Consider the following 12,607-nt stretch of genomic DNA (forward strand, 5'->3'; position numbering starts at 1 on the left):
ATTGGGTTATGCGTTCACTCCAGGGGACGTGTTGTTCCTGCAGAGTCCTGACGGGACAGCGGCTCTCGAGGAGATGGACGGCTACACACTGAGTTCGTCTACGCGCCTGGCCGACATAGGCCAGGCGCGTAGACGTTTCGGGTCGTATGCATCGGTCTTGATGGAGACTGTGATGCTGCGCCGCAAGGCGGTGGCCAAACTGCCGGGCACCGGGAGCTGGCTGTTCACGAACGACGCCCTGCAACAGGCGACACCAGGCGCGGTCGCTGTACACCGGGCAAGGCGGCTGCGAGACCGCAACGTCCACGACGTGACCTGTTCCATCGGCGCCGAATTGGATGCGGCGGCCTCGACGGCTGCAACCGTGATCGGTAGTGACATCGACCCGGTTCGCCTTCTGATGGCCCGGCACAACGTTCCCGAGGCGACCGTTCTCCGGGCCGACGCTCTCGTTCCGTGCACCCGCGATACCGTGGTGCTCGCCGACCCGGCGCGCCGATCCGGCGGCAGGCGAACGCACCATCCGGCCGCGCTCGAGCCGCCATTGCCCGACCTGATCGACGCCTATTCCGGTCGTGACCTCGCGGTGAAGTGCGCACCGGGGCTCGATTTCGACCGGCTCGACTGGGACGGTGAAATAGAGGTGATCTCGCTGGACGGTGGTGTGCGTGAGGCGTGCCTGTGGTCGCCGGGGCTGTCCGCCGCAGATGTCACCCGGCGCGCGAGCGTGCTCACCTCGGACGGTTCGTCATGGACATTGACCGATGCCGAAGACGACGAGCTCCCTGAACGCTCGCCCGGCCAGTGGATCATCGATCCCGACGGGGCAGTAGTCCGCGCGGGCCTGGTGCGTCACTACGCCGCACGACACGGCCTGTGGCAACTGGACCCCCGGATCGCTTACCTCACGGGCGATTCGGTCCCCGAGGGTGCGCGAGGATTTCGTATCCTCGACCGGATCAAGTACTCGGAGAAGGCGTTACGCCAGGAACTGGCACGGCACGATTGCGGTGTCGTGGAGATCCTCGTACGCGGCGTAGACGTCGACCCCGCGATCCTGCGTCCGCGTTTGAAATTGCGCGGAAACCGTTCGCTGAGCGTTGTGATCACACGGATCGGACGCGCCGGGGTCGCTTTCATCTGCGAATCGCCGCCCGTGAAGCACTCGCGGGTCAGCGGAAGACGAACAGTTCGCCGATCAGAGTCGGAGTAAGTACTTCACCCTCGGGACCGATAGAGGTGCCGACGGTGAACCCTTTCGCCCCGGGCAGAGTGTCCTCGTCGACGACCTCGCCTGACCGTGTGTCGAACGTGATCATGGCCAGATCGTCCGTTCCCTCTTGCACTACCGCGTAGCCGGTCGAGTTTGCGGTCTGTGCCGGAACGCCCAACTGGAGCAGATCGCTGTGTTCCCAGAGGAGTTCGGCGTGGTCGCCCTGGTCCTGCAGGGCAAGGAGGTGGCCGCCTGCCCCGCCGGCGGGAATGATCAGGCCGTCCGCAGTCACCGAGGAACTGCCGGCAGAGGCGAACCCGATGTCATAGCTCCATTTCGGCTCGCCGTTCGCCGTATCGAGGGCCCACAGTTTGCCTTCGTTGTCGTTGGCGTAGACGACGGAGTTGTCGCCGGACAGGGTCGGACTGGACGCGCTCCCGCCGGGTAGTGCGTCCGTGGACCACTCCGGTGTGATCTCAGGATTGTCGCCACCGGAGTACTTCATCGCCACGAGTTCCGCCTCCGGCGCATCGGGCGGGAAGAACGTGAAGTAGAACTTGCCGGACTCGAGGTCGATCGCAGGCATATTCGCAACGGGGCAGTCGCGGGAACCGAAGAAGCAGCTGTCCAGACCCTGGTCGTCGGGGATGAGGGGGACGTTCACGCCTTCGGTGAACGAAGGCGGCGGGATCAGGTCGTACGGTGCAACAACCTTCTCACCGGTCTGCGTGTCGACGACGTTGATCTGGCCGAGTTGGGTGATGAACAAGAGGTTACCGTCACCGGTGAACTGCGCCGACAGCGGTGTTCCGACCACTGGTGTGCGCCAACGTAGCTGGCCGTATTCGTTGAACGAGTTGATGGCACCGTTCTCGCCGACGTATACGTTGGCGGCGCCGTCGACGATGGGAGTGGAGGCGATGACGCCCGGCCCGAGTTCACGGCACCAGCGCTTGCGGCCGCTTTCCATTTGGAAGGAGAAGAGATTGCAGCCCTTCTCGGTGCGGGCGGTGAGGAAGATCTGGCCGCTGGCTGCCACCGATGCGTAGTTCGCCACCGGTCCGCCGATCGGGCGCGTCCAGGCGAGGGAAATGTCTCGGGAGCCGGTGACCGGGCTGGTGTCGCTGTTGCGGGCGTCGGCGTGCATACCGGGCCATCCGCCGGCGGAGAAGATGTCTTCGACCTGCGTTCCGCTGCTGCAGGCGCTGAGGATGACAGCCGATGTGGTTGCCAGCGCCAATACTGACGAACGTAGGACCCGCCGCATTACATCTCCTCGTTTTCGACAGCGCTCGGCACAGAGACTATCTCCCCGCGGCCACCGCGATGGTGTCACCCCGGCGCCCGAACTCCGGGTACACCTGCGCGTGCGGCGGGAGGGTGAACGTAGGCTGGCGGGCTATGACAAGCATGTGGGGCTCACCCTTGCGCACGAGATGGCGGGGATCCCGTAGGGCCGACAGCGAGCAGGCCCGCTTTCTGACGCTTGCCTCGCTTCGGTGGGTGCTGGCGAACAAGGCGTACACCCCCTGGTATCTGACGCGGTATTACCGGCTCGCGAAGTTCAAGCTTGCCAACCCGCACGTGATCCTGCGCGGGATGGTGTTCTTGGGGAAGGGAGTGGAAATCCACTCGACCCCGGAACTCTCCCGGCTCGAGATCGGACGCTGGGTGCATATCGGTGACGGCAACGCGATCCGCTGTCACGAGGGTTCGCTGCGTATCGGCGACAAGGTGGTGTTCGGCAAGGACAACGTCGTGAACACCTACCTCGATATCGAGATCGGCGCATCGACACTGGTCGCTGACTGGTGTTACATCACCGACTTCGACCACCGCATGGACGATGTGAACGTTCCGATCAAGGACCAGGGCATCGTGAAGGGGCCGGTTCGAATCGGGCCGGACACCTGGGTTGCGGCGAAGGTCACTGTCCTGCGCAATACGCGAGTGGGGCGCGGTTGCGTCCTGGGCGCCCATGCCGTCGTCAAGGGAGACATTCCGGACTTCAGCATCGCTGTCGGATCACCGGCCAAGGCGGTGAAGAACCGCAAGGTGGAGTGGGAAGCAGGGGCCGCGGATCGGGCGAAGTACATCGCCGCGCTCGAGGACATTGCGCGCAAGAAGGCAGGCAAGGACAACTGACCGGGTCAGCGTCCCGGAAGCGGACGCTCGGGAATGTCGGGCCTGGCCAACGGTTGCCTCACCCCGCGCTTTGCCGCCGAGTAGACCTGCACGGTGTCCTCGGCGACCGTGTGCCAGTCGAAATCAGCAGTGAGACGCTCACGTGCGGCAATTGCGCGCTTCTGAGCTGCCACCGGGTCGTCGAGGGTTTCCCGTACCGCGGACGTCAGTCCGGCGACGTCGCCCGGCTGGAATGACATGCCGGTCTGCCCGTCGACCACCGCTTCACCGAGTCCGCCTGCCGTGGACGTCACCAACGGCGTTCCGGCGGCGGCGGCCTCTAGCGCGATGATGCCGAACGGTTCGTACCGGCTGGGCAGGACGATGGCGTCGGCGCCGTGCAGCCAGCCGAGTAGTTCGGTGTGGTCGAGGTTGCCGAGGAAGTTCACCGAACGCGCGACCCGGTGTGTTCGGGCCAGTTGACGGAGCCAGTCGAACTGGGTGCCCTCACCGGCGATCGAGAGCGTGGTGCCGGGGTGACTGCGTCGGATGCGAGGCAGTGCCGCGATGGCATCCTGGATGCCCTTTTCGTATTCGAGGCGTCCGACGAAAAGTAGTCGTGGCGGCCCGGAGCGTGGTGCGCGTTCACGGAAGTTCCACGCAGTGAGGTCGATTCCGTTTCGGATCACCGTAATCGGCGCCAAATGTGACCCGTACAAGGTGGTCACCTCGTCCTGCATGGACGTCGAACACGTTATGAGTGCATCGGATTCATTCGCCAGCCACCACTCGACCGAATGCACCTGGCGGTTGATCCGACCGGACACCCAGCCGCTGTGTCGGCCGGCTTCGGTGGCGTGCAAGGTGGAAACCAATGGAACGTCATAGAATTCGGCCAGCGCAATGGATGCGTGTGCGACGAGCCAGTCGTGCGCGTGTACGACGTCCGGGTACCAGCCCTCTCCGATGCCCGGCTTCTGCAGCGCGATCCCTGCCCGCACCATGGCGTGTCCCATCGCGAGGGTCCATGCGAGCATGTCTTCGCCGAACACGAAGTGTGCCGGATCTTCCGCGACTGCGACTACGAGGACGCCCTCCTCGATGTAGGTGACCGTCGGATGGGTGGACGAGTCGGTTCCCGAAGGGCGGCGGGACAGCACCACGATTTCGTGGCCCGCAGCAGCGAGCTCGGTGGCGAGTTGGTGTACGTGACGGCCCAGACCGCCGACAACCACGGGTGGGTACTCCCACGACACGATCAGGATCTTCACGACATCTCTCCGTTGAACTCGTCGGCGATGGACTCGGTGGTTGGCAGCCGACGCGCGTCGAGACCCGGAAACAGCCCGTCGGCCCTGTTCCACCCCTCGGCCAGCCTCGATGCAGAGTCATGCTTGCCCGACGAGACCGCGGCCGCGATCTCCCGGGTGGCATGGGCGTGTTTGTGGGCACGGTCACGGGCGTACCCGGCGGCCGAATCCTTGCTGACCATGAAGGCCCAGTCGCTCGACACAGTCATGAGTGCCTCTCGCAGTATCTGGTCGTTGACCCGGCTGCGGAGTTCGGGCCGGCCAGGTGCCGACTCGGCCCCCCGTGCCTTGTCTACCGTCTCGACGGCAGTCGAGACCACCTCGGAATTGAGCTGAACCAGGTCGGAGACCTGATCGCCTGCCCACACCCGCCAGTCTTTGCCCGACCCCCACGAGGAGTTCTCCAGCTGGACGGGTTCGCCGACGTAGCCCTGCTGCCGAGCATCCTCGAGGGTGCCGACCTGGACGCCCGCCGCGGGAAGTGCCCGCAGCACCTTCTCCAGCCATTCCGGGCCCTCGTGCCACCAGTGTCCGAACAGTTCGGTATCGAACGCTGCGACGACGAGTGCGGGTCGTCCGATGCGCTCGGACTCCTCACGCAGTCGGCGACGGACGGTTTCGACGAAATCGGCTACGTGTCGGTCGACCGCCAGCGACGCACGAGCGGGGTCGTAGGGTGCCTTCTTGTCGGGGTCCACCCCTCGACCGGTTACCCGTGCGGGCTTGAGTCCGGTGGCGTGGTCGTAGGTGTGGAAGTCGCGGTAGGAACCGTGGCCCGGGTAGCCGGATTTCGGTGACCACACGCGGTAACTGACCTGCAGGTCGCGGCCGAATGCGATGACGTCGGACTCGCGAACCGGGCGCCCGAGCGAGGTGTCACCGCGGAGCGCGGGACCGTCGACCATGAAGTGGGTGACGCCTGCCTGTGCGTACCCTTTCTCCATACCCGGGGTGTACGCGCATTCGGGTCCCCAGATTCCGGTTGGGGTGTAGTTCCAACGGGCGTGGGCATCGGCGAGACCTTCACGAAGAGAGAAGGCGCGCAACCGTGGATCGAGCAGTGGCTGGAAGGGATGTGCGAGCGGGCCGCCGAGTAGTTCGAAGGCATTGCGGTCGAGGAGATCCCGTAGGACGGGAGAACCGCCGTGACGCCAGTGCAACTCGAAGTCGGTGAGTGCGGCAGCGGAGGCGCGGTGCTCGCGGGCGCCGAGATCGCGGTGCGCGTCGTCGGGCATTCCGGCGGCCTCGTGCGCGCGGATCTGCCAGTTCCCGAGCCAGTGATGCATTCCCGACAGGGTGTGGGGATCATCGAGTTGAGCTGCAAGGACTGGCGTGATGCCGAGCGTCAGCATGTTGCTGCGACCCTCGTCGGACAGCCGCCGTAGCATCGCGGCGACGGGGAGGTACGAGGCCGCCCACGATTGGTACAGCCACTCCTCGCCTACGGGCCAGCGGCCGTGGTTGGCCAGCCACGGCAGGTGTGAGTGCAGAACAAGGCAGAACATGCCCGGTTCCGGGTGTCGGCCCGCTTCGGCGGCGGCGGTAGGGCCGGTCACCGAGCTCGGTCCTTCACCGCGACGGCCACCAGGTCGAGGCTGGTGTCGATATGGCTTTCACGCAGCGTGAAGTCGTCGATGGTGATTGCCTCGACGTCTCGGGCCAGCTCCTCGGGCCAGGCCTGGCCGGCGAGCGCTCGGCTGATTTGGGCGTCGATGAACGAACCACCATATTTGGCATCGAGTGCCTGCAGCCGTTCTCCGTGATGGACGCCGGTCATGAGCGAGACCCGGAATCCCGCCTCTTCCAGGAGCTCGGTCAGCTCGGCAGCATTGAGCTCGCGGGTGTGGAAGGGATTGAGAGGTGTATCACGACCCGGCGAGAAGGTGATGCGATTGGGTGTGCTGACAAGCAACTCGCCGCCGGGGGCGAGTACGCGGAAGCACTCCCGCAGGAATTGAGCCTGGTCCCACAGGTGCTCGATGACCTGAAAGTTGACGACGGTGTCGACGGATGCGTCGACGATGGGAAGTGCGGCCAGGTTGCCGTGCAGCATCTCGACGCGGGGATAGCGCGCACGGATGTGTTCGACTGCGGATTCGTCGTAGTCGAGACCAGTGACGTGCTGCGCCACATCGGCAATCATGTTGGCACCGTAGCCTTCTCCTGCCCCGGCCTCGAGCACCCTGCGGCCTGCGCACCGGGAGAGGAGGTCGCGGTAGACCACCTCGTGTCGCCGGAACCAGTAGTTCTCCTCCGGGATTCCCGGCACGGTTCGCTCACCGGTCAGGGGCAGTTGCTCGTCTCCGAGCGCGGGCAGTGGTGCGTCCTCGCGGTCGCCGACAAATGATTCGCTCACCGCTGGGAGGTTAGTGCCCCACGCGAGATCGTTCATCCAGGTGGTCTACATCACAGCAGGGAAATCCATCTTTGCGGCTAGTGTGAACGAGGCTTTCCCGCGGGTTACCGACCAGTAACTTAACGTGGGGTAATCTCTTGCTCAGCAATCGTGCGCGAGAGATCGCAGGCGGGGGCGCGGCTCACGCGGAGCGCTTCACCATAACCACGCAAGAACACACAGGAGGTCGACGAAGACCCATGACGAACATCGTTGTTTTGATCAAGCAGGTCCCCGACACCTGGTCAGAGCGCAAGTTGACCGACGGTGACTTCACGCTTGACCGCGAGGCCGCCGACGCCGTGCTCGACGAGATCAACGAGCGCGCCATCGAGGAAGCGCTCCTGATCAAGGAGGCGCAGGGCGGCGAGGTGACCGTCCTCTGTGCAGGCCCGGATCGCGCAACCGAAGCCATCCGGAAGGCTCTGTCCATGGGTGCCGACAAGGCAGTGCACATCAACGACCCTGCCCTGCACGGCTCCGACGCGGTGCAGACAGCGTGGACCCTCGCGGCGGCGCTTGGGCAGATCACGTTCGAGAACGGTGAGCCCGCCGAGTTGATCATCGCCGGCAATGAGGCCACCGACGGCCGCGTCGGCGCAGTTCCGGCCATCATTGCCGAATATCTCGGTATCCCGCAGCTCACTCAGATGCGCAAGCTGACGGTCTCCAAAGGTGCCGTCAGCGGTGAGCGCGAGACCGATGAGGGCGTGTTCGGTCTGGAAGCAGGTCTGCCGGCCATCGTCAGCGTCACAGAAAAGATCAACGAGCCCCGCTTCCCCTCCTTCAAGGGCATCATGGCCGCGAAGAAGAAGGAAGTTCTCGTTTACACGCTCGCCGATCTCGGTGTCGACCCGGAGACCGTCGGCGTCGCCAACGCGGGCACCACCGTCACCTCCTCCACCCCCAAGCCCCCGCGTACCGCTGGTGAGCGCATCGCCGACGAGGGCGACGGCGGCAGCAAGATCGCTGCCTACCTCGTGGGCCAGAAGATCATCTGATCGCGCCCCGCTACAGACCAGCAGAAACACAAAGGGAGAGTTAGACATGGCAGAAGTACTGGTGCTCGTCGAGCACGCAGAGGGTGCGCTGAAGAAGATCAGCACCGAACTCGTGACCGCTGCTCGCGCACTCGGTGAGCCGGCCGCAGTGGTCACCGGTGCACCCGGTACCGCGGACAAGCTGGCCGAGGGTCTCGCCGCCGCGGGTGCAGCGAAGATCTATGTTGCCGAGTCGGACGACATCGACGGCTACCTGGTCACTCCGAAGGTCGACGTTCTCGCGTCGCTCGTCGAGTCGGCCGCTCCCGCCGCGGTCATCACCGCAGCCAGCATCGAGGGCAAGGAGGTCTCGGGGCGTCTCGCAGCTCGAATCGGATCCGGACTGCTCGTCGACGTGGTCGACGTCAACTCCGACGGCAGCGCGGTGCACTCGATCTTCGGTGGCGCGTTCACCGTCGATGCGAAGGCAAACGGCGATGTCCCCGTGATCTCGGTTCGCCCGGGTGCTATCGAAGCGAAGCCCGAGCCTGGAGCAGGCGAGAAGGTCGTAGTCGAGGTTCCGGCCCAGGAAGAGGGTGCCGTCAAGATCACGTCACGGCAGCCGATCGTCGGTGGGGATCGACCTGAGCTCACTGAGGCGACTGTCGTCGTCTCCGGTGGTCGCGGCGTTGGAAGTGCCGACAAGTTCTCCGTCGTCGAGGAACTCGCCGACTCACTCGGTGCAGCTGTCGGCGCGTCACGTGCCGCGGTCGACTCGGGTTACTACCCGGGTCAGTTCCAGGTCGGCCAGACCGGCAAGACGGTCTCGCCGCAGCTGTACATCGCGCTCGGCATCTCCGGAGCCATCCAGCACCGTGCCGGAATGCAGACGTCGAAGACCATCGTCGCCGTGAACAAGGACGAGGAGGCCCCGATCTTCGAGATCGCGGACTATGGCGTCGTCGGCGACCTGTTCAACGTCGCCCCGCAGCTCACCGAAGCGATCAAGGCGCACAAGGGCTGATTCACACCGACGCCCCGGCCCCGCTCCTTCCGATGGGAGCGGGGCCGGTCGTCGTAGATGCGCCCCGTTCGGTTGTTCTGGGCACTCCGCTGTCCACGCAGGCTATGGCACTCGGCGAAACCCTCAGGCCATTGCGGGGCACGGTTGGCGGCGTCGAGACGTCCCAATGCCTGGGCTATCCTGGTCAGGTCATGACCTCTGTTCGCAGCACCAAATTTCCCGTCTATCTGGACCACGCGGCCACCACTCCCATGGTGCCGGAGGCTGTCCAGGCGGTGACCGACATCTTCTCGACCGTGGGTAACGCGTCCTCGTTGCACGGGTCCGGACGCGGCGCCCGTCGTCGCGTCGAGGAGGCCCGCGAGTCCATTGCCGCTGATCTCGGTGCGAGACCGTCGGAGATCATCTTCACCTCCGGTGGTACCGAGAGTGACAACCTTGCGGTCAAGGGAATCTTCTGGGCCAGACGTTCGGCCGATCCCGCGAGAGTGCGGATTCTGGCCAGTTCCGTCGAGCACCATGCTGTTCTCGACACGGTGGAATGGCTGGAGAAGTACGAGGGCGCCGTGGTCACCTGGCTTCCGGTCGATGAGCGGGGCCGGGTTTCCCCGGAGACACTGCGCAACGAACTCGAGGTCTGCGCGGACGAGACGGCACTGGTAACGATCATGTGGGCCAACAACGAGGTCGGTACCATCATGCCGATCAGCGAACTCGCAGCGGTCGCTGACGAATTCGACGTACCCATTCACAGTGACGCCGTCCAAGCCGTGGCCCATCTGCCTGTCGACTTCGCCGCGAGCGGACTGTCGGCGCTCAGCATCTCTGCGCACAAGTTCGGCGGCCCTCAGGGCGTCGGTGCGCTCGTTCTGGGACGGCAGGTCCCGTGCGCCCCGCTCATGCATGGTGGGGGCCAAGAGCGCGATCTGCGTTCGGGTACCCCTGACACCGCAGGTGTCGTAGGTATGGCGGCGGCGTTGCGTAACGCGACCGCGAATCTCGTCGCGCGTGCCGAGGGCCTGACGGACTTGCGCGACAAGTTGATCGACCGAATCGTCGAGATCATCCCAGGTGCGGTGCTGAACGGACCGGTTGGCAGTGCCCGACTGCCGGGCAACGCGCACTTCACATTTCCCGGCTGTGAGGGTGATTCGCTCCTGATGCTGCTCGACGCCGCGGGTATCGAATGTTCGACGGGTTCGGCTTGTACAGCGGGTGTGGCCCGACCGAGCCACGTCCTCACAGCGATGGGTGTGGATGCGGTGTCCGCGAGGGGATCGTTGCGGTTCTCGTTGGGCCACACGTCGACGATCGACGACGTGGATGCGGTCGTTGCGGCGCTGCCGCAGGTTGTGGAGCGGGCCCGCGCTGCCGGGCTTGCCGATGTCGGAGCGCGTGGAGGGAATCGTTGATGCGAGTACTGGCGGCCATGAGTGGTGGAGTTGATTCCGCCGTCGCAGCGGCGCGGGCGGTCGATGCCGGCCACGATGTGGTGGGTGTGCATCTGGCGCTGGCCGCCGATCCCGGAACCTTGCGTACCGGATCTCGCGGGTGCTGCTCGAAGGAGGATGCCGGCGATGCCCGGCGCGCTGCAGATGTGCTCGGAATCCCTTTCTACGTCTGGGATTTCGCCGACCGTTTCAAAGAAGACGTGATCGACGACTTCGTGGCCGCCTACGCTGCAGGACAGACTCCGAATCCTTGCCTGCGATGCAACGAGAAGATCAAGTTTGCAGCGCTCGCGGATCGTGCGATCGCCCTCGGGTTCGACGCGGTGGCCACTGGCCATTACGCACAACTCGAAGACGGTGTGCTGCGCAGGGCGACCGATGCTGACAAGGATCAGTCGTATGTTCTCGGCGTGCTCACGGCCGAGCAGTTGTCCCGCGCCATGTTCCCGGTGGGCGACACGACGAAGAATCAGATCCGGCAGGAGGCCGCCGAAAGAGGTCTGTTCGTGGCGAACAAGCCCGACAGCCACGACATCTGCTTCATTCCCTCAGGTGACACCCGTGCGTTCCTCGGCGCCCGGATCGGTGTTCGCCCGGGAAGTGTCGTCGATGCCCATTCCGGCGAGGTGCTTGCGGAACACGAAGGCGTGCACGGGTTCACGATCGGCCAGCGTAAGGGTCTCGGTGTCGAGGGTCCGGCGCCCGATGGACGGCCGCGGTACGTGACCTCCATTGAGCCGGAAACGGGCACCGTCCGCGTCGGTTCCGCTCGTGACCTCGAAGTACACGCGATCGAGGCAGAGCGTGCCGTGTGGACGTCGGGCCAAGTGCCGGACGGACCGATCGAGTGCACCGTCCAGGTTCGAGCCCACGGCGGACTGGCCGATGCAGTGGCAGAACCGGCCGATGGCGGTATCGCCATCTCGTTGCGCGAACCTCTGACCGGCGTGGCGAAAGGGCAGGCTGTCGTGCTGTATCGCAACGACCCGGCGGGCGATATCGTTGTCGGCAGCGGAACGATCGCGGATACCGGCTCGCTTCCGAACATGCAGTGATGCAAGGTATCTCGCTGGCCGGGGCATTCAGCGGCGTCGGTTCGTGGCCGGGTGCCGATGCCAGGGAATCGTCGGCGATCATCCTCGGCGAATTGGTGAAGCTCCCGCATCTCGTCGAGCTACCTGCTCGCGGACTCGGCGCCGACATGATCGGACGCGCCAATGCCGTGCTCGTCGATCTTCGACTCGATGTGTCCACGACTGCATATCGCGTTGTGTCTCGTCCCGGATCCGTCGCAAGGCGGGCGATCGACTTGTTGAACCAGGATCTCGATGCGATCGAAGAGGCTTGGGAGAGAGCGGGCTTCGCCAGTGGCGGCCAAGTCGCCGATGGTCAAGTCGTCAAGGTGCAGTCGGTGGGCCCGCTCACGCTGGCGGCAGAAGCGGAACTCGGGAACGGGCGTCGTGTGCTCACCGATTCCGGAGCAGTCCGTGACTTCGCCGAATCTCTGGGTGAGGGTCTCGCGCGACATGCGGCGGAAGTCGAGCGGCGCCTCGGGGCGCAGGTGCTGATCCAGGTTGACGAGCCCCGACTGCCGGCCGTGTTGGCCGGCACACTGCCCGGTCGTACACGCCTGGAGACAGTTCCTGCAATGCCGGGACCAGAGGCTCTCGCGGTCCTCGAAGCGACCCTCGAGGGATCGGGTGGTGTCACCGTGGTGCATTGCTGTTCCGCAGAATTGCCTTTTGAACTTCTGCGCCGCAGCAGTGTGTTGGGTGTAGGGCTGGACGCGTCGAAGTTGACCTCCTCGGACCTCGACGGTATAGGTGAGTTGCTCGATTCGGGTAAGGAACTTGCTCTCGGGCTCGTTCCCACAGCCAGACCCGCGATCCCGGTTGGCTGGCGTGATTTGGTGGACCAGGCGGTGAGGCTGATCGACCGACTTGGGTTTGCGCGCACGATCCTGCAGAGCCAGGTCGCCGTGACACCGACGTGCGGACTTGCAGGGGCAGACGAGTCATGGAGCCGTGAGGCCCTGAAGTTGTGCGCTGAGGTCAGCAAGGCGTTGACCGATGATCCGGAATCACTGTGAGTCCTGCGGTCGGCGCTAGCC

At 64.9% G+C, this 12,607-nt stretch carries 11 protein-coding genes; 7 read left to right on the forward strand and 4 right to left on the reverse strand.

All coding sequences use genetic code 11. The annotated features are described in order from the left end of the window. The first annotated feature begins 1 nt into the window (after position 1). The gene (locus AB0I57_RS06015; RefSeq protein WP_358331198.1) at positions 2–1,213 is read left to right on the forward strand and encodes a class I SAM-dependent methyltransferase; all 1,212 of its coding nucleotides are present in this window, start codon (positions 2–4) and stop codon (positions 1,211–1,213) included. Here the strand turns inward: AB0I57_RS06015 and AB0I57_RS06020 are convergent. After that, entirely contained in the window at positions 1,173–2,480 is a 1,308-nt protein-coding gene (locus AB0I57_RS06020) for a PQQ-binding-like beta-propeller repeat protein (RefSeq protein WP_358331200.1), read from the reverse strand. The two genes, AB0I57_RS06015 and AB0I57_RS06020, sit on opposite strands and share 41 nt — an antisense overlap. A gap of 134 nt (positions 2,481–2,614) precedes the next feature. Between AB0I57_RS06020 and AB0I57_RS06025 the strand changes: the two genes are divergently transcribed. Continuing rightward, on the forward strand, positions 2,615–3,358 hold the full coding sequence (locus tag AB0I57_RS06025; protein ID WP_358331202.1) for an acyltransferase: 744 nt from the start codon (positions 2,615–2,617) through the stop codon (positions 3,356–3,358). Between the two features lie 5 nt (positions 3,359–3,363). Here AB0I57_RS06025 and AB0I57_RS06030 read toward each other — a convergent pair whose 3' ends face one another. From AB0I57_RS06030 to AB0I57_RS06040, 3 genes are read right to left on the reverse strand one after another with little or no spacing between them, the layout of a single operon-like run. Beyond that, positions 3,364–4,608, reverse strand: a complete 1,245-nt coding sequence (locus tag AB0I57_RS06030) for a glycosyltransferase family 4 protein (protein WP_358331204.1) — start codon at positions 4,606–4,608, stop codon at positions 3,364–3,366. Then, on the reverse strand, positions 4,605–6,152 hold the full coding sequence (locus AB0I57_RS06035) for a glycoside hydrolase family 57 protein (protein WP_358333207.1): 1,548 nt from the start codon (positions 6,150–6,152) through the stop codon (positions 4,605–4,607). The genes AB0I57_RS06030 and AB0I57_RS06035 overlap by 4 nt, the downstream gene beginning before the upstream one ends. 47 nt (positions 6,153–6,199) lie before the next feature. Further along, positions 6,200–7,003 carry a class I SAM-dependent methyltransferase gene (locus AB0I57_RS06040; protein ID WP_358331206.1) on the reverse strand — a complete coding sequence of 268 codons (804 nt, stop codon included), beginning with the start codon at positions 7,001–7,003 and terminating at the stop codon, positions 6,200–6,202. A gap of 239 nt (positions 7,004–7,242) precedes the next feature. Between AB0I57_RS06040 and AB0I57_RS06045 the strand changes: the two genes are divergently transcribed. The 5 genes from AB0I57_RS06045 to AB0I57_RS06065 all read left to right on the forward strand — a co-directional run bounded on the left by AB0I57_RS06045 (position 7,243) and on the right by AB0I57_RS06065 (position 12,586). Then, on the forward strand, positions 7,243–8,043 hold the full coding sequence (locus AB0I57_RS06045) for an electron transfer flavoprotein subunit beta/FixA family protein (protein WP_358331208.1): 801 nt from the start codon (positions 7,243–7,245) through the stop codon (positions 8,041–8,043). A 46-nt stretch (positions 8,044–8,089) separates the two neighbouring features. Further along, positions 8,090–9,046 carry an electron transfer flavoprotein subunit alpha/FixB family protein gene (locus tag AB0I57_RS06050; protein WP_358331211.1) on the forward strand — a complete coding sequence of 319 codons (957 nt, stop codon included), beginning with the start codon at positions 8,090–8,092 and terminating at the stop codon, positions 9,044–9,046. Between the two features lie 191 nt (positions 9,047–9,237). Further along, positions 9,238–10,458 carry a cysteine desulfurase family protein gene (locus AB0I57_RS06055; RefSeq protein ID WP_358331214.1) on the forward strand — a complete coding sequence of 407 codons (1,221 nt, stop codon included), beginning with the start codon at positions 9,238–9,240 and terminating at the stop codon, positions 10,456–10,458. Next, entirely contained in the window at positions 10,458–11,552 is a 1,095-nt protein-coding gene (mnmA, locus tag AB0I57_RS06060) for a tRNA 2-thiouridine(34) synthase MnmA (protein WP_358331217.1), read from the forward strand. The genes AB0I57_RS06055 and mnmA overlap by 1 nt, the downstream gene beginning before the upstream one ends. After that, a complete protein-coding gene (locus AB0I57_RS06065) occupies positions 11,549–12,586 on the forward strand; it encodes a methionine synthase (RefSeq protein ID WP_358331220.1) in 1,038 nt (345 codons plus the stop codon). The genes mnmA and AB0I57_RS06065 overlap by 4 nt, the downstream gene beginning before the upstream one ends. The last annotated feature ends 21 nt before the right edge of the window (positions 12,587–12,607 follow it).

This window comes from Rhodococcus sp. NPDC049939 (assembly GCF_040656415.1).
Lineage (GTDB): Bacteria > Actinomycetota > Actinomycetes > Mycobacteriales > Mycobacteriaceae > Rhodococcus_F.